Origin of the sequence: Marinicauda sp. Alg238-R41 (assembly GCF_947331485.1) — a bacterium.
Classification (GTDB): Bacteria; Pseudomonadota; Alphaproteobacteria; order Caulobacterales; family Maricaulaceae; genus Marinicauda; species Marinicauda pacifica.
The window spans coordinates 1,036,530-1,053,160 of sequence record NZ_CAMZOJ010000001.1; the positions used below are offsets into that span (position 1 = coordinate 1,036,530).

Here is a 16,631-nt window from a genome sequence, read left to right on the forward strand (position 1 = left end):
TTCAGACGATTTCCCCTTCGCGTTCGATGATCTGCGCGGCAATTTCCGCGTCGCGCGGGGAATCCACCGACCACGGAGTCCGTCCGCGATATTCGGTCAGCACGATACGGATGGGAATTCCGTTCTCCAAGGCGCGAAGCTGTTCCAGGCTCTCGGCCATTTCCAGCGGCGTGGGCTCCAGCGCGACGAGGCTTTCCAGCGCCGAGAACCGGTAGGCGTACAGCCCGATATGCTTGTAGGTCGCCGTTCCCGCTTCGGGATGGCGCTGGAAGGGAATGATGGTCTTGGAAAAGTACAGCGCATTCATTTTCCGGTCGAAGACGACGGTTGTCCCGCCAACCTCTCCGGTGGCCTTGGCCGCGCTCATTTTTTCGTAGGCGTCAGGCTCCAGCTTCACCGCCGGTGTCGCCATGGCCAGGCCGGGCTCGGCCGTCATCGCGGCGGCCGCGGCGTCGATCACCCAGGGCGGCGTCAGGGGCGCGTCGCCCTGAAGGTTCAAGATCACGTCGTCCGGCCGCGCGAACCCCTTGGCGGCCGCATGGACGCGCTCGGTGCCGTTGCGGCATTCGGTCGGCGTCATGACGGCCTCACCGCCGGCGGCCTCGACCGCGCGCACGATCCGGTCGTCGTCGGTTGCAACCAGAACCCGGTCGACGCTCGGCGCCGCTGCGGCCAGCCGCCGGACGCGTTCGACCATCGCCACGCCGGCAATGTCGTGAAGCGGCTTTCCGGGAAAGCGGGTCGAGCCGAAGCGGGCCGGGATGATGGCGATTACGGTCATGGATCAGGACGGGCAAACACAGCTGAAAAGGGTTCAGGACAAGGCTGCATGTCTGGCATGCTCCGGCGCAGGACGGAAGAGACAAGGGCGTCTTTCGCCACAGCGCCTGATGGGATAGAACGCCTGCTTCGTATCGCCCGGACGCGGTGTGCGTGTCGCGCTTCCCGGGTAAAGGTCAAGGAGGATCGAGATGGCCGGCCACTCTAAATGGGCCAATATTCAGCACCGCAAGGGACGCCAGGACAAGGCACGCGGCAAGCTGTTCTCCAAGCTCTCGAAAGAAATCACGATTGCCTCGAAGATTAGCGGTCCCGATCCGGACATGAATCCGCGCCTGCGTCTGGCCGTGGCCAACGCCAAGGGCCAGTCCATGCCCAAGGACAATATCGAGCGCGCGATCAAGAAGGGCCAGGGCGGCGACGTCGAGGAATATTTCGAGATCCGCTACGAGGGCTTTGGCCCCGGCGGTGTCGGCGTGATCGTGGAAGCCTCGACCGACAACAAGAATCGCGCCGCCTCCGAGGTTCGCAGCGCCTTCTCCAAGAATGGCGGCAATCTGGGCGAGACCGGCTCGGTCTCCTTCATGTTCGATCAGGTCGGTGAAATCCGTTTCCCGCTGTCGGTCGCCGATGAAGAAGCCATGCTCGAGGCCGCCATTGAGGCCGGCGCCGAGGATGTCGTTCAGGAAGAGGGCGGTGAGGACGACGAGGACGAAGGCGAACATGTCGTCTTCTGCGCGCGCGACGATCTGGCCGAGGTGGCCGAAGGTCTGGAAGCCCGCTTCGGCGAAGCCAGATCGGTCAAGATCATCTGGAAGCCGCAGACCCTTACCCCGGTCGAGGGCGACAAGGTGGCGACCTTGATGAAGCTCATGGAGACGCTGGACGATCTGGACGACGTGCAGGACGTCTACGCCAATTTCGATATTTCCGACGAGGACATGGCCCAGCTCGCCTCGTAGCGGGCGGTGCCGGGGGACAGATTTGCCATGCTGATCGCCGTAGACGGGCCGCTGGCCTCGGGCAAGGGCACGATTGCCCGGGCCCTGGCGGTCCATTTCAATCTTCCGCACATGGATACCGGAACGCTCTACCGGGCGGTCGCGGTGGAAATGCTGGAAGCCGGTGAGGACCCGCGCGACGCGGGCCGTGCCGCCGAGCGCGCTCGCGCGCTCGATCCGGCCTCCATCAACGAGCGCAAGATCCGCAGCGCCGGCGCAGGCATGGCCGCTTCAGTGGTCTCCGCGCATCCTGACGTGCGTGAAGCGCTGCTGCGCCTGCAGCAGGAGTTCGCGGCCCAGCCCGGCGGCGCGGTGCTGGACGGGCGCGACATCGGCACGGTCATCGCGCCGCATGCCGATCTGAAGCTCTTCGTCACCGCCGATGAGGAATCGCGAGCCTGGCGGCGTCACGCCGAGCTGACCCATCGCGGCGAGTCGATCAGCTACGATCAGGTTCTGGTGCAATTGCGCGCCCGTGACAGCCGCGACGCGGCCCGGTCCAGCGCCCCGATGGCCAAGGCGGCCGATGCGGTCGAGCTCGATACCAGCGACATGTCCATCGACGAGGCCGTGCGCGCGGCGATCGATATCGCGCAGCGTGCCGCGAACCGGTGAGGTCCGCCGACCCAGGATATGGACATTGCGCCTGTCCGGGCGCGCGCTAGCCTTGGCGCCATGACCGACCCCCTTCCCACCCGGCTCGGCTTCGGCGTTTCCGGCGCACTCGGCACCCCGCTCATCGGTGCAGACAAGGTCTGTGCCCTGATCCATGCGGCCTTCGAAGGCGGGCTTGTCCATTTCGATACCGCGCCGGCCTACGGGGCCGGCGAGGCGGAACGCCGACTCGGCCTCGCCCTGCGCGATCTGCCGCGCGATGCGCTTCACCTCTCCACCAAGGCCGGCATCCTCAGCCGGGGCCTTGCCCGGCGGCAGCGCGACTTCACGCCCGACGCTATCGAGGCGTCGCTCCGCGCCAGCCTGTCGCGTCTCGGGGTGGACGGAGCGGATACGCTGTTCCTGCACGGTGCCGCGCCGCAGGAGTGGACTCCGGACCTGCGCCGCCGGCTCGACGATCTGCGCGCGGCCGGGGCGTTTGTCCGTCTGGGCGCGGCCGGGCGCGGCCCCGAGCTTGACGCCGCGCTGGACGCGGGTGCGCGCGCGATCATGTGCCCGGTGCATCCCTTCATGGACGACGCTGCGAAGACGCGGCTGGCCCGCGCCCGCTCTGCCGGGTGCACGGTCTTCGCGATCGAGACCTCGGGTCCCGGCCGTAGCCCGGTAACGGCTCCCCGGCGGGTGACCGACCTCTACCGCTTGGCAAGATCGGTCCGCGCGCTCGTCACGCCCGGCGCACCATCGCGGCTCCGCGTGCCCGTCGCCGAAGGGCTGCGCCACGCGCTCGATCATCCTCATGTCGACATCGCGCTGATGACCACCACGCGGCTCGATCACCTGGCCGACAATCTCGCCCTGTCCCGCGCGTGAGCACGGACGGGGCCGGTTCTCGCGGCGTCTGCCTGCTCTGCCGGTTGGCGAGGCCGCCAAGGAAAGCTAAAGCGAAGGGGCAGACCGTCCTGCCCCACTGTCCCAGAGCGACCTCATGACCGACTTTTCCGCGCTTGATCCTCACGCCCGCCGCCTCGGCGAGACCAGCCTCGCGGAACTTGTGGGACGCGATCGCGAACGCGATGCCTCGCTCGTCGTGGAGGGCGCCGGCCTGATGCTGGATGCCCGCAAGCAACGCCTCGACGCGTCCGCCTGGTCCGCGCTCCTGGATATTGCGTCCGGCAGCGATCTGGCCGAGCGCCGGTCGGCCCTGTTTTCGGGCGGCATCGTCAATGAAACCGAGCGCCGGCCCGCCCTCCATCCCGGCCTGCGCAATCCGGACCGGCTGACAGATGGCGACCTTGCCGGGCGTATCCGCGCCGCACGCGAGGCGACCTCCCGATTTGCAATGCGGGCCGGGGAGCGAGACGTGCTGGCCGGTCATCCGGTGCGGCGCGTCGTCAATATGGGGATTGGCGGGTCCGATCTCGGCCCGCGCTTCGTCTATGACGCGCTCAAGGCTGATCGCCGGGAGGGGATGGAAGCGCGCTTCGTCTCCAACCTCGATCCGGCCGATCTGGATGATGCGCTGGAGGGTGCGGACCCGCAAACCACGCTGTTCTGCGTCGTCTCCAAATCCTTTACCACGCAGGAAACCTTGATGAACGCGCAGGCTGCCCGCACCTGGCTTGTGTCCCAGGTCGGCGAGGAGGGCGCGAATATCCGCTTCTGCGCGGCCACGGCGGCCCCGGACAAGGCGCGCGCCTTCGGCATCGACCCGGCCCAGATCTTCCCGTTCGAGGACGGGGTGGGCGGACGCTACTCGGTCTGGTCGGCCGCCGGCCTCGCGCTGGAGATCGCGCTCGGCCCCGAGGCGTTCGAGGCGTTTCTCGCCGGTGCCCGCGCAATGGACGACCATTTCTACGACGCGCCGACCGAGTCCAATCTTCCAGTCGTCAAGGCTCTGATCGATGTCTGGAACCGGGCCGGGCTGAAGCGCCTGTCGCGCTGTGTCGCGGCCTATTCCTCCCGGCTCGAACGCCTGCCGGCCTATCTCCAGCAGCTGGAGATGGAGAGTCTTGGAAAATCGGTGACCCGCGAAGGCCGCCCGCTGGCGGCTGACCGGGGCGGACAACTGGTCTGGGGCGGACGGGGCAGCGATGTGCAGCACTCCTTCTTCCAGTGGCTGCATCAGGGCGTGGACGACGCCCCGGTCGATTTCATCGCGCTCAAATCGCTCGCGCAAAGCGAGGATCCGCGCGCCCAGGCCCTCACCGCCAACCTGCTCGCCCAGGGCGCGGCCCTGATGCAGGGCCAGGACGGGACGGGCGAACTGGCCGCGCACAAGGCGATGGCCGGCGGACGGGTCAGCTCCACGCTTCTGCTCGACGCGCTCACACCGCAGACGCTCGGCGCCCTCATCGCGCTGCACGAACACAAGGTATTCGTCGAAGCCACGCTCTACCGGCTCAACCCCTACGACCAGTGGGGCGTCGAGCTGGGCAAGCAGCTTGCACGCGATATTGCGATCGGCGATGTCAGCGTTCTCGACCCCGCCACACGCGATCTGATCGACCGTCTCGGCCTGTCACCGCGCCGGGATTGATGCTACCAGCGCGACAGGCCTCGCCCAGGCTGTTCGCGCCCTGCCGCCCAGGAAAACCCGACATGACCTCCAAGCTCGACCTCGCCACTCTCAAGCCGATGGCCAATGCGATCCGCGCCCTGTCCATGGACGCGGTTCAACGCGCCAATTCCGGTCACCCCGGCATGCCGATGGGCATGGCCGATGTCGCCACGGTGCTGTGGTCGCGCCATCTCAAATTCGACCCGGCCGACGTGACCTGGCCCGATCGCGACCGCTTCGTCCTGTCGGCGGGCCATGGCTCGATGCTGATCTATTCCCTGCTGCACCTGGCGGGCGTGAAAGAGGTCACGATCGAGGACCTGAAGAATTTCCGTCAGATGGACTCCAAGACGGCGGGCCATCCCGAATACGGCCACTGCCCGGGCGTTGAAACCACGACCGGTCCTCTGGGGCAGGGCATTTCGACCGCCGTCGGCATGGCGCTGGCCGAACGTCTCCTGAATGCGCGCTATGGCGACACGCTGGTCGATCACCGCACCTGGGTCATCGCATCGGACGGCGATTTGCAGGAAGGCATCAGCCACGAGGCCATATCGCTGGCCGGTCACCTGAAGCTGTCCAAGCTCGTCGTGTTCTGGGACGACAACGAGATCTCCATCGATGGCTCTACCGGGCTCGCCGATTCGGTCGATCATCGTGCCCGGTTCGAGGCTGCCGGCTGGACCACGATCGCCGTGGACGGACATGACATGAATGCGGTGGACGAGGCCATTATCAAGGCCAAGGTCAGCGACAAGCCGGTCCTGATTGCCTGCCGTACCGTCATCGGCTCGGGCTCGCCGAACAAGCAGGGCACGGCCGCCACCCACGGCGCTCCGCTGGGCGATGACGAGATTGCCGCAACGCGCGAGGCGATTGGCTGGAGCCACGAGCCGTTCGAGATTCCCGAGGAGGTCACGACGAACTGGCGCACGATGTGCCAGGCCTCCGCCGAGATGCGCTCCGAATGGCGCGACCGGCTGCAGGTCTCCGACGAACGCGAGGCGTTCAACGCGCAGATCTCCGGCAAGCTGCCGGACTCCGCGCGCGACGCGCTGGAGGCGTATGCCCGCCAGATGGCGGAGGAAAAACCGGTCCTCGCCAGCCGGGCCGCCTCCGGCAACACGATTGCCGCCATCTGCGAGGCCTATCCCGGCCTCGTCGGCGGATCGGCCGACCTGACCGGGTCGAACCTGACCAAGGCGAAATCCCAGACGCCGGTTTCGGCCGAGGACTTCTCGGGGAGCTATATCCATTACGGCATCCGCGAGCACGGCATGGCGGCCGCGATGAACGGTATGAGCCTTCATGGCGGCATCCGGCCCTATGGCGGCACGTTCCTGATCTTCTCCGATTATTGCCGTCCGGCAATCCGCCTGTCGGGGCTGATGAACCAGCCGGTCGTCTACGTCTTTACCCACGATTCCATCGGTCTGGGCGAAGACGGCCCAACCCACCAGCCGGTCGAGCATCTGTCCGCGCTTCGCGCCATGCCCAACGTGGAAACCTTCCGCCCCTGCGATGCGGTCGAAACCGCCGAGGCCTGGGCCTGCGCGCTGGAGCGTACCGACGGGCCGACGACGCTGGCGCTGTCGCGTCAGAAGCTGGTTCATGCGCGCCAGGATGATGCCTCGGAAAATCTCAGTGCACGCGGCGGCTATGTCCTGCGCGAGCCGGAAGAGGGCGAGGCGCAGCTTGTTCTGATCGCCACCGGTTCGGAGGTCGGCCTTGCGCTTGAGGCGTACGAAACGCTTGCGGGCAAGGGCGTGAAGGCGCGCGTCGTGTCCATGCCTTGCCTGGAGCGTTTCCTGCGCCAGGACAGGAAATATCGCGAGAGCGTCGTACCCGCCGATCTGCCCAAGGTCGCGGTCGAGGCGGCGGTCCGCTGGGGCTGGGATGGCCTCATCGGGCCGGATGGCGGCTTCGTGGGCATGGCCGGATTCGGCGCGTCCGCGCCGGCCGAGGCGCTTTACGAGCACTTCAACATTACGGCCGAGGCCGTCGTCGACGAAGCGCTCAAGCGCGTCTGATCGGTTGTCCAGACGATACGAAAGAGGCGCTTTCCCGACCCGCAGTCGATGAAAGCGCCTCTGTTCTGATCGGCAATTGCTGTGCCGCTAGCCGTTGGCGTGTCGCACGGCGATAGCGTGGATATTCACCGCCTCGCCGCCCGTGGGAACCACTCCGATATAGTCGCCGCTGCCGGTTTCGTTTGCCGGGACGGAGTATTCGAACATGAAGACTTCAGGCTCCTGGCCGGCTTCAAAGCTGTGCCAGCCGGAATCCTGTCCTTCGTTGGTGCTGTAGGCGACGTTGAAGCCGGCCGCGCTCTCGGCGCTGGCAACCACCACGACCTCGACACTCTGGCCGGCAAAGCTGGCGGCCTGGTTGGTCGGGATCTCGAACGCTGCGCCGCCCGTCATGCCGCTGGAGTCAGGTTCTCCCGGCAATTCACCCGAAAGAATGTAGGACTCGTCGCCCGCTTCCCAGCTCAAGCCATCGGGTAGCTCGATCGGCTGCGCGCCGCGGTCCTGGGTATAGTCCAGCAGGAAGGGCGCGTCGTAGAAGCGGCTGATATTCGCACCGCCTTCGGCGTCCATTCCGGCGTTCATGGTTGCGGCGTCGCCGTCCATGCCGCCCGGCCCGGTTTCCATACCGGACTCGTCCTCCATGCGTGGATTGCCGGTCGTGGCGTCATCCTGGGTCAGGGTCTCGGTTTCGGTCTGGTCGCCGGGCTCGAGCTCCTCGTAGCCGGCGCCATTCTGTTCGCCGCATGCGGCCAGCAGCAGGGCTGACATAGCGGTCGTGGTAAGAATCTGGGTGCGCATCATTCTGTGTCCTTTCGCCGCCAGGAAGGCAGCTTGTTTCTCGATCGCTCTATTGCGCTGCGCCGTAAGCCCGCACCGCGATGGCATGGATCATGACCGGGCCGTCTCCGGCGGGAAGCAGCCCGATATAGTGAGCGCTCTCCAGTTCGCCGTTCGGCACGTTGTATTCGAAGGTGAAGGTTTGCGGGATCTCGCTCGCCTCGAAGCTGCGCCACCCTGAGTCCGCGCCGTCATTCGTACTGTAGGCCACGTCGAATTCGGTCATGGTGTCTGCGCTTGCGATGATGGCCACTTCCACCGTCCTGCCCGCCAGGGAGGAGGCGGTCTCGCGCGGCACTTCGAAGGCGACCCCGTCGGTCATGGCATTGGATGTCGGCGCCTCTGCCGGTTCACCGGACAGCACGGCGGCGTTGTTGTCTGCTTGCCAATGCAGGGTGTCGGGCACAGCGGCCGGCGGCACACCGACGCCCTGGGTGAAATCGAGCAGCAGCGCGGATCCGTAGAATCCGCTTATGCTCGTCTGGACCTCGACATCCGTCGTCTGGGTGGCCGTTCCCGGGTCCGATCCAATGCCGATATCGGCTCCGGTATCCGTGGCCGCAGTTTCGCCGGCCATCGTGCCATCAGCGTCCTGCTGCTGCGTGCCGGATTCGGCCGGATCGATTTCGATGTCCGTCGGGCTCTCGGCTTGCGTATCGGTCAAGCTCTCCGTCGCCGCCTGGTCGCCCGGTTGGACCTCCTCATAACCGGCACCGTCCTGGTCGCCGCAAGCTCCCAGCAGGAGGGCGGATATGGCGGTGGTGGTGAGAATCTGGGTGCGCATCATGGAGGTGTCCTTTCATTGCGAGAGGGACAACGGCCGGCCGGTAGCGGCCTTCCGCATTTCAAGTGTCTCGACTAGCTAAATGCGGTCGGAGCGGGAAAGGTTTCGGCTTCGCTCGACTCCTGCGTGCGGGGCGGGCCCCGGAGTAGGGCCTGTATCAACGCCGGGAAGGCCGGGCGGGACTGAGAACTTCGCAGTCCTGCGGCCAGACAGGGGGCGCACTGGCGCCAGGTTCAGGCTATGTTCGCCTCCATGAGCACGGCGATTCGCATTCTGGGTATCGATCCCGGCCTGAACGCGACGGGATGGGGCGTTATCGACCAGACGGGGTCGCGCGTCTCCGCGGTCGGCTGGGGTGTCATCAAGGCGCCGCCCCGCGCCGCCATGTCGCAACGCCTGTGCTTCATCCACGACGCGATCGAGGCCTTGATCGCCGAGTACGCGCCGGGCGAGGCGGCGGTGGAAGACCAGTTCGTCCACGTCAATCCGGGATCGGCGCTGAAACTTGGACAGGCGCGGGCAGCAGCCATTCTCGCGCCGGCCCGGGCCGGCCTGTCCGTGGCCGAATATGCCCCGCGTCTGATCAAGAAGGCGGTGGTCGGGACCGGCGCGGCGGACAAGGGGCAGATCGCCGCCATGATTGCCATTCTCCTGCCCGGCACGAAGGCCGAGGCCGACGCCGCCGATGCGCTGGCCATCGCGATCTGCCACGCCAATCACCGCACCAGCATGACAAGGCTCGCCCGATGATCGGAAAACTGACCGGAATGGTGGACGCGATCGGGGATGACGAACTCGTCCTCGACGTCGGCGGCGTGGGCTATCTGGTGACGGCCGGGATTCGCACGCTGGCCAGGCTGGAACCGGGCACGCGGACCGTGCTGCACATCGAGACCTATGTGCGCGAAGACATTTTCCGGCTTTACGGCTTCCTGGCCGACAGCGAGCGCGCCTGGTTCGTCCGGCTTCAATCGGTCCAGGGGGTCGGCGCCAAGCACGCCCTGGCCATGCTCGATGCGATCGAGCCCGGCGATCTTGAAAGCGCCGCGGCGCTGGGGGACGCCTCGACCTTTGCGCGCGCCAAGGGGGTGGGCCCCAAGCTGGCGCAACGCATCGTCGCCGAACTGAAGGACAAGGCGCCCCCTGCCGGGCGCCGCCTGGCCGGACAGTCGCTGTCGGCTGCGCTAGGACAGAAGGACGCAACCGCCAGCCCAGGTGCGCCCGCCGAACCGGCTTCCACGCCGAACGCGGCGCGCGAAGGCGCGATCTCGGCGCTGATCAATCTGGGTTACCCTGAAAGTCAGGCCCGCCAGGCGGCGGCTAGCGCGTCGCGCGCGCTTGGCGCGGACGCCGATGAAGCCGCCCTGATCCGAACCGCGCTGAAGGAGCTGGCCCGGTGAGTGAGGAAACCGACCGCATCGTCTCCCCCGAGCCTTCGGCCGGGGACGGGCGCGACAAGGCCTTGCGCCCTCTGTCCTTCGACGAGTTTGTCGGCCAGCCGGCCGCGATCGCGAATCTGAAAGTCTTCGTGGCCGCCGCCGCGGCCCGTGGCGAGGCGCTGGATCACGTGCTCCTGTCGGGCCCGCCCGGGCTCGGCAAGACGACGCTGGCCCAGATCGTCGCGCGCGAACTCGGCGTGAATTTCCGCGCCACATCCGGCCCGGTGATTGCCAAGGCCGGCGATCTCGCGGCCATCCTGACCAATCTGGAAGAGCGCGACGTGCTCTTCATCGACGAGATTCACCGCCTCCTGCCCAATGTGGAGGAAATCCTCTATCCGGCGATGGAGGATTTCTGCCTCGATCTCGTGATTGGGGAGGGGCCGAGCGCGCGCACGGTCCGCATCGACCTTCCGCCCTTCACCCTGGTCGGGGCCACCACGCGGGCCGGTCTTCTGGCAACGCCCTTGCGCGACCGGTTCGGCGTGCCGGTGCGCCTGGAATTCTACGATGAGGCCGAGCTCGCCAGCATCGTGACGCGTGGCGCGAAAAAACTGGGCGCGGCGATGAACGAGGAGGGTGCGCGCGAGATTGCGCGCCGCGCGCGCGGTACGCCGCGCGTGGCCGGGCGCCTGCTCCGCCGGGTGCGTGATTTTGCCGAGTCCGACGGTACGGCCCTCATCGACCGCAAGGCGGCCGATGCCGCGCTGCGCCGGCTCGAGGTCGACGAGGTCGGGCTCGACAGCCTGGACCGGCGCTATCTGCGCGTCCTGATCGAGGGCTTTGCCGGCGGGCCGGCCGGGGTTGAGACGCTGGCGGCCGCCTGCGCCGAAGCGCGGGACGCGCTGGAGGAGGTGGTCGAGCCCTTCCTGATCCAGCAGGGCTTCATCCAGCGTACGCCGCGCGGACGTATCGCCGCCCCGCGCGCCTGGTCCCATCTCGGGCTGGAGCCGCCGCGCAGCGTGGCGGAAGACCTTTTTTCCGGCCCGAAGTGAATCGCGCTGCAACCTGGGCTATGCTAGACTTCGCCTTGTAAGCCGGAGCGCGCGGGCCAACCCGAACCAATGCCGCCATCCCCGCGTTGCTCCTTCGGACATCAGGAGGAGCGCGCCCATGCTTTTGGCCAGACTTGCCCGTCAGGTAATCCGTGAAGGCCGGTTGACACTGATCGATGCGCGGGGCCGAACCCATGTGGTCAAGGGCGAGCGCGAGGGTCCCGAGGCGGGGCTCCGCTTCCATACCGCGAAAGCCGAACGCCGCGTCGCCTTCAACCCGCAGCTGGCGCTGGGCGAATGCTATATGGACGGTTCGGTGGAGCCGGAGGGCTGCGACATCATCGATGTGCTCCGCCTGCTGATTTCCAACATGAAACATCTCGACGGGTCTGTTCTGCATGATCTGACCAATCGCTGGCGCTTCGTCACGCGGCGCATTGCCCAGCACAACCCGATCGGCAAGGCGCGCGACAACGTGGCCCACCACTACGATCTGTCGAGTGAACTCTATCAGCGCTTCCTCGATCGCGACCGCTTCTACTCCTGTGCGTATTTCCCCGAAGGCGTCGACACTCTGGAAGAGGCCCAGGCGGCCAAGGCCCGCCATCTCGCCGCCAAGTTGAGACTGGAGCCGAATGCGCGCATCCTTGATATTGGCTGTGGCTGGGGCAGCCTGGCTATGCATCTCGTGCGTCTGGGTGCGCAGCGCGTGGACGGTGTGACGCTGTCCCAGGAACAGCACGCCTGGGCCAGCGAATGGGCCCGGCGCGAGAAGCTCGACCGTCAGGCGCGCTTTCATCTGCGCGACTACCGCGATGTGGAGGAGCAGTATGACCGCATCGTCTCGGTCGGCATGTTCGAGCATGTCGGGGTGGGCCACTATGAAGAATATTTCGCCAAGGTCGCCCGGCTCCTCAGGGAGGACGGTGTCGCCGTCATCCACTCCATCGGCCGGTCGAGCCCGCCCGGATTCACCAATCCGTGGCTGGCCAAATACATCTTCCCCGGCGGTTACGTCCCGGCCCTGTCCGAAGTGCTGCCGGTGATCGAGAAGGCCGGGCTGATCGTGACCGACTTGGAGGTGCTGCGCGTCCACTATGCCGAGACGCTGCGCCACTGGCGCGAACGCTTCCTGGCGCACTGGGACGAGGTCGCCGAGCTCTATGACGAGCGGTTCTGCCGCATGTGGAATTTCTATCTTGCCGGTTCGGAAACAAGCTTCCGCGAGGGCGACATGATGGTGTTCCAGGTCCAGCTCGCCAAGACGCACGCTGCCGTCCCGCTGACGCGCGATTACATCCACAATTTCGAGAACGCGCACCCGCTCGACCAGACGATGAGCAAGGCCAGGGTGGAGCAGCCGGCCGAATAGCGCTACGCGGCGTCGTCATGAGCGATATGCAAACCCCCGAAGCCGGACGCTGGACCGGCGGCATCCACCTGCTGCCTGTGCGGGTCTATTACGAAGACACCGACTTCACCGGGGTCGTCTATTACGCCAATTATCTGAAATTCCTGGAGCGTGGGCGCACCGATGCGCTTCGCACCGCCGGGGTCAGCCACAACGATCTGTGGCAGGCCGAGCCGCGTCTGGGTTTCGCCGTGCGCAAGATCCAGGTGGAATATCTCGTTCCGGCCCGCATCGACGATGCGCTCGGCGTGGAAACGCGCTTCATGGGCGCGCGCGGGGCCCGGATGACGTTGGCCCAGCGCATTCTGAGAGACGGCGAGGTGCTCGTCACGGCCGAGGTCGAAGCGGCCTGCATCGACGCGGACGGCCGCCCGCGCCGCCTGCCTGCCGCAGTACGCGATGCCTTTGCCAGGCTGGCGCGGCCGCTCTAGCCGCCGCGGCTCTGGCCCGGGACCCATTTCACATCGTCCCGCCCGTCCTTGTTGGCGATGCGCGCTGCGACAAAGAGCAGATCGGACAGGCGGTTGAGATAGCGGATGACCGCTGGATTGACCGGTTCGCCCGTCGAGGCCAGGGCCACCACGCGGCGTTCGGCGCGCCGGGTGACCGTGCGCGCCGCATGGAGGCGGGCGGAGGCCTCGCTTCCACCGGGCAGGATGAAGCTGTCGAGCGGCTCCAGCCGGGCGTTGAGCGTGTCGATATCGCGCTCCATCGCCTCGACCTGGCTGTCCAGTATGCGCAGCGGCTCCCACTCCAGCGTCTGGCCGCGGTCGGGGACGCACAGGTCGGCGCCCAGGTCGAACAGCTCGTTCTGAACCTTGAGCAGTATGGGGCGGAGTGCGTCATCCCCGGCCAGGGGGCAGATCGCGAGCCCGATCGAGGCATTGGCCTCGTCGACCGTGCCATAGGCTTCGACGCGCGGATCGTGCTTGTCCGCCTCGCTCATGTCGCCAAGCCGGGTCCGTCCGGCATCGCCGGTCTTGGTGTAGATTCTCGTCAGGCGCACCATGTCGAGCCCTTCATTTGCGGGAGGCTAAATAGAGTTGTCTATTGTTAACCCTGTTGCCAGGCCGGGCGACACACTTTACTGTCAGCTCTCGTTAAGGGCTTTGAGCAAATACTGCTATCCGGCGAGGGCTCCGCGAAGCCAGAAGCCCGCAAGAATGAGCAGGATAGCGACAAACTGAACCAGCACGCGCGCGCGCATCAGCCGGTTCGACCATGTGCGGCCGAACTGGCCGCCTTTGAACAGGGCAAAGATGCCGGCACACAGGATCAGGAAAACCAGCCCCAACCCGACATAGAGTAGCCAATCGACGATCTGTATCATGGAGGTCCATCTAGGGTGGGAGACTCAGGCAGGCAATCTTCCTTATCAGATAGATTTTTTTGATGCGAGCTATCGAAATTAGTGGCATTGGAGGCGGGCACTTAAGCGCGTATGGAATTGAAAGCTGAAGTTTCGGGAACTTTCAGCAGGCCTGTGTAATTCAGACACAGTCGCGAGGAAACGGGTACGGGAATCGATGAGCGATCCGAGAGTGAAACGCATGACGCGGCGAGACATGCGGCGCGAAGCCACGAAGGCGACGGTGATCGAAGCCGCGCGCGAGGTCTTCCTGCAGCGCGGTTACGACGGCGCCACCATCAAGCTCATCGCCGACGAAGCCAGCGTCTCTCCAGGTACCGTTCTCAATGCTGCGCCGTCCAAGGCTGCGCTTCTCATCCAGATACTCCAGGAAGAATACGAGACGATTCGCGACACGCTCGACCGGTTGGAGCAAGCGCTCTCCGGCGATGTGCCCGATCGGCTCGTGGCCCTTTTGCAGGCGATGCTCGAGGCGCAAAGCCAGCACAGCGAGCTCTTCTCCGCCGCGATCGGCCATTCCTGGCTGTGGAGTGATCCGGTCTATGAAGAGACCTTCGAGCAGATGAATCTGGCGTGGGCTCCGGTCGTTCGCATTCTGGAGCAGGGCAAGGAAGCAGGCGAACTGGCCGCCGACAGCGATGTGCACGAAGTCTGCGCCGCCCTCCAGGAGGTCTATCTCGGTGCATTCCGCCGGATCCGGCGTGAGGAAATCGACATGAGCGGGGCCGGGGCGCTGCTGCGCCGCCGCGTCAACGTTCTGCTCAAGGGCTGCCTCGCCTGACCTTCGCCGTCCGTATGCGCTGGGCGCTGTAGACCCCGGCCAGAACCAGGCCGGCGCCGATCCATTGGCTGAACACCAGAATTTCGCCGAAGATGATCCAGCCCGCGATGGCCGCCACGATCGGCTGGATCAGCAGGATCAGGGCAGCCAGCGCCGCGGGCACCCGGCCGAGGCCGAAGGCTACGCCGCCCTGTCCGCCGGCATGGACCACGATCCCCAGTCCGATCAGCGGCAGCCAGCCGGCCAGCGTGGCCGGGAAGAGCGTGTCGCCCAGAACCAGCGTGACCGCGAGCGAGATGATTGCGGCCAGCGCTGTCGAGACGATCATCACCAGCACGGTCGATGTCGTCCGGCGGGCTCGCTGGACAGATAGAAGATAGCTCGCATACCACAGCGCCGTGATGGCCGAGAGCAGGTCGCCGACAAGGCGTTCGGGCGCAATGCGGATATTGGCAGCGGCCAGCAGGACCGCCCCGGCCATGGCGACCAGCCCGGCCAGGGCCAGGCGCAGCGAAATGCGCTCACCGAACAGCACCCAGGCAGCAATCGCGACGATGACCGGGGTCAGGTTGGACAGAAGGGCGGCATTGGCCGCCGTGGTCAGCTTGATGCCGGCATGCCAGAAGGCCAGGTCGCCGGCGAAGAACAGACCGGCCAGTCCCAGCGCGACATAGTTCGGCCGGCCCGCCGCCGCGCGGACCGGGCGCAGATTGGCCAGCGCCAGCCACACCGCGAAAGCGGGCAGGGCCAGCGCCAGGCGCCAGAAGGCGATGGGCTGCGGACCGAGATCGGACAGTTTGACCAGGATGGGCGCGAAGCCCAGCAGCGACGCGGCAATGGCCAGGACGACCGTTCCGGTCACAAGGGAGCGCGCGTCGCCGGATTGCCCCGCGCCAGCGGCTGGCGTTTCCAGAGACGTCGGGACATCTTGTGTCTGATGATCGGGCGACATGGGGCGGACCTCTGCTGACCGGGATGCCTGCAGTTAAGTCCTTCTGGCACCGGGACGAACCGGGTGCAATCCTCGTCTTGAAATCGCCTAGCCGTCGCCGGAACGCAAAGAGAAGCTCAGCAGCAAAGTGCGCTGCTCGGCATTAAAATTATCGTCCGAAATCAGGAAGAGATGCGGCTCGCCGTTTACCTCGGCGATGGCCGCGCCTTCGAAATTGTCCACGGTCATGCTCGTATCGAGCTCGCCGAGCAGGTCCGGTCCCAGGCCCGGTCCCCCGGCGGCGCTGGCCTCCAGCGCGGAATCGGCGATCCGGGTCAGGCGAATCCGGTTGCCGGTGCTTCTCGACCAGTACCGCTCCACGGCGATCAGTTCGCCCGGTGCTGCGCGCGCCAGCGCGGTCAGGCCGAACCCGTCGCTCAGGTGCATGCTGTGTGGGACGGCGTCGCCGTCGCCCAGATGCCAGATCGTATGCGGTTGCCCGTCGACGGCAGGATGCTCGATGCCGGCCCACAAGCCGTTTTCGGCCGGCGCCAGCGCCTCGATCCCGCCATTGTCGCGCAGGCGATTCAGGCCGGGCGGGGCGGTGTAGGGCTCAGGCAGGGCCGCGTCGATGCCGCTCCAGTCCTCGCCGATATCGTAAACCTGGATCCGGTGGTCGCGCTCGAAGCTGACCGCGTAGCGCCCGCCGCCCAGGGGCGCGAGGCCTTCCGCGTCTCCGGCCGGGCCTTCGAGCGGCTCGCCGCGCGCATCGCGCAGCGGGGCCATGCGCGGGTGGCTCAGCCCGTCCAGATGTCCGTTCCGGTCGTATTCGAGCGTGGCGGTCAGCCAGGCGCCGCCATCGGAGATGGCCAGCAGACGCTCGCCGTCCGGACTGATCTCGATGGCCGACCACCCGCCAAAGCCGGGTGTTTCGGAGCTGATCTCGATCCCGCCCTGATAGGTCAGCTGGTCCAGATTGCGCCGGCCGGGATCGTCGGGGAAAAGCGGGACGCTATCCGTGGAAACCGTGAGGGGCCCGGGATCCTGATTGCAGCCTGAGGCGAGAAGGACGGCGGCGAGGGTCAGGATCAGGCGTTTCAT

General features: G+C 66.4%; 18 protein-coding genes. 11 read left to right on the forward strand and 7 right to left on the reverse strand.

From position 1 onward, the window contains the following. Nucleotide 1 precedes the first annotated feature (1 nt). Nucleotides 2-781, reverse strand: coding sequence for a 3-deoxy-manno-octulosonate cytidylyltransferase (gene kdsB / locus PGP17_RS04800; RefSeq protein ID WP_270374444.1), 780 nt, complete (start codon nucleotides 779-781; stop codon nucleotides 2-4). 190 nt (nucleotides 782-971) lie between these two features. Here kdsB and PGP17_RS04805 point away from each other — a divergent pair, with 190 nt between their 5' ends. The 5 genes from PGP17_RS04805 (at nucleotide 972) to tkt (ending at nucleotide 6,983) form a co-directional block, all read left to right on the forward strand. Further along, nucleotides 972-1,742, forward strand: coding sequence for a YebC/PmpR family DNA-binding transcriptional regulator (locus PGP17_RS04805; protein WP_135945196.1), 771 nt, complete (start codon nucleotides 972-974; stop codon nucleotides 1,740-1,742). 27 nt (nucleotides 1,743-1,769) lie between these two features. Then, on the forward strand, nucleotides 1,770-2,396 hold the full coding sequence (gene cmk / locus PGP17_RS04810) for a (d)CMP kinase (RefSeq protein ID WP_270374445.1): 627 nt from the start codon (nucleotides 1,770-1,772) through the stop codon (nucleotides 2,394-2,396). Nucleotides 2,397-2,456: 60 nt separating this feature from the next. Then, nucleotides 2,457-3,266: an aldo/keto reductase gene (locus tag PGP17_RS04815; RefSeq protein ID WP_270374446.1), complete on the forward strand. Its 810-nt coding sequence runs from the start codon at nucleotides 2,457-2,459 to the stop codon at nucleotides 3,264-3,266. 115 nt (nucleotides 3,267-3,381) lie between these two features. Next, on the forward strand, nucleotides 3,382-4,932 hold the full coding sequence (gene pgi / locus PGP17_RS04820; protein ID WP_270374447.1) for a glucose-6-phosphate isomerase: 1,551 nt from the start codon (nucleotides 3,382-3,384) through the stop codon (nucleotides 4,930-4,932). Nucleotides 4,933-4,994: 62 nt separating this feature from the next. Further along, complete coding sequence (gene tkt / locus PGP17_RS04825) at nucleotides 4,995-6,983, forward strand: transketolase (protein ID WP_270374448.1); 1,989 nt, start codon at nucleotides 4,995-4,997, stop codon at nucleotides 6,981-6,983. Between the two features lie 87 nt (nucleotides 6,984-7,070). Here the strand turns inward: tkt and PGP17_RS04830 are convergent, their stop codons facing one another. Beyond that, entirely contained in the window at nucleotides 7,071-7,784 is a 714-nt protein-coding gene (locus tag PGP17_RS04830; protein ID WP_270374449.1) for a hypothetical protein, read from the reverse strand. A gap of 46 nt (nucleotides 7,785-7,830) precedes the next feature. Continuing rightward, nucleotides 7,831-8,607 (reverse strand): hypothetical protein, encoded by a 777-nt coding sequence (locus tag PGP17_RS04835; protein ID WP_270374450.1) that lies wholly within the window; start codon nucleotides 8,605-8,607, stop codon nucleotides 7,831-7,833. 261 nt (nucleotides 8,608-8,868) lie between these two features. On the opposite strand from PGP17_RS04835, the gene ruvC reads away from it, so the two are divergent. The 5 genes from ruvC to ybgC all read left to right on the forward strand — a co-directional run bounded on the left by ruvC (nucleotide 8,869) and on the right by ybgC (nucleotide 12,880). After that, entirely contained in the window at nucleotides 8,869-9,354 is a 486-nt protein-coding gene (gene ruvC, locus PGP17_RS04840; protein ID WP_174235008.1) for a crossover junction endodeoxyribonuclease RuvC, read from the forward strand. Further along, nucleotides 9,351-10,004: a Holliday junction branch migration protein RuvA gene (ruvA, locus tag PGP17_RS04845; protein WP_270374451.1), complete on the forward strand. Its 654-nt coding sequence runs from the start codon at nucleotides 9,351-9,353 to the stop codon at nucleotides 10,002-10,004. Before ruvC ends, ruvA begins: the two co-directional genes overlap by 4 nt. Next, nucleotides 10,001-11,038 (forward strand): Holliday junction branch migration DNA helicase RuvB, encoded by a 1,038-nt coding sequence (ruvB, locus tag PGP17_RS04850; protein ID WP_270374452.1) that lies wholly within the window; start codon nucleotides 10,001-10,003, stop codon nucleotides 11,036-11,038. Before ruvA ends, ruvB begins: the two co-directional genes overlap by 4 nt. A gap of 118 nt (nucleotides 11,039-11,156) precedes the next feature. Beyond that, nucleotides 11,157-12,410, forward strand: a complete 1,254-nt coding sequence (locus tag PGP17_RS04855) for an SAM-dependent methyltransferase (RefSeq protein ID WP_270374453.1) — start codon at nucleotides 11,157-11,159, stop codon at nucleotides 12,408-12,410. 17 nt (nucleotides 12,411-12,427) lie between these two features. Further along, nucleotides 12,428-12,880 carry a tol-pal system-associated acyl-CoA thioesterase gene (gene ybgC / locus PGP17_RS04860; protein ID WP_270374454.1) on the forward strand — a complete coding sequence of 151 codons (453 nt, stop codon included), beginning with the start codon at nucleotides 12,428-12,430 and terminating at the stop codon, nucleotides 12,878-12,880. On the opposite strand, the gene PGP17_RS04865 is transcribed toward ybgC, so the two are convergent. Continuing rightward, a complete protein-coding gene (locus tag PGP17_RS04865; RefSeq protein WP_270374455.1) occupies nucleotides 12,877-13,458 on the reverse strand; it encodes a cob(I)yrinic acid a,c-diamide adenosyltransferase in 582 nt (193 codons plus the stop codon). The genes ybgC and PGP17_RS04865 overlap by 4 nt on opposite strands. A 114-nt stretch (nucleotides 13,459-13,572) precedes the next feature. Further along, nucleotides 13,573-13,779 (reverse strand): twin transmembrane helix small protein, encoded by a 207-nt coding sequence (locus PGP17_RS04870; RefSeq protein WP_135945183.1) that lies wholly within the window; start codon nucleotides 13,777-13,779, stop codon nucleotides 13,573-13,575. A gap of 220 nt (nucleotides 13,780-13,999) precedes the next feature. On the opposite strand from PGP17_RS04870, the gene PGP17_RS04875 reads away from it, so the two are divergent. After that, nucleotides 14,000-14,599, forward strand: a complete 600-nt coding sequence (locus PGP17_RS04875; protein WP_270374456.1) for a TetR/AcrR family transcriptional regulator — start codon at nucleotides 14,000-14,002, stop codon at nucleotides 14,597-14,599. Here the strand turns inward: PGP17_RS04875 and PGP17_RS04880 are convergent. After that, nucleotides 14,580-15,551: a DMT family transporter gene (locus PGP17_RS04880; RefSeq protein WP_270374457.1), complete on the reverse strand. Its 972-nt coding sequence runs from the start codon at nucleotides 15,549-15,551 to the stop codon at nucleotides 14,580-14,582. The genes PGP17_RS04875 and PGP17_RS04880 overlap by 20 nt on opposite strands. 87 nt (nucleotides 15,552-15,638) lie before the next feature. Further along, entirely contained in the window at nucleotides 15,639-16,631 is a 993-nt protein-coding gene (locus PGP17_RS04885) for an esterase-like activity of phytase family protein (RefSeq protein ID WP_270374458.1), read from the reverse strand.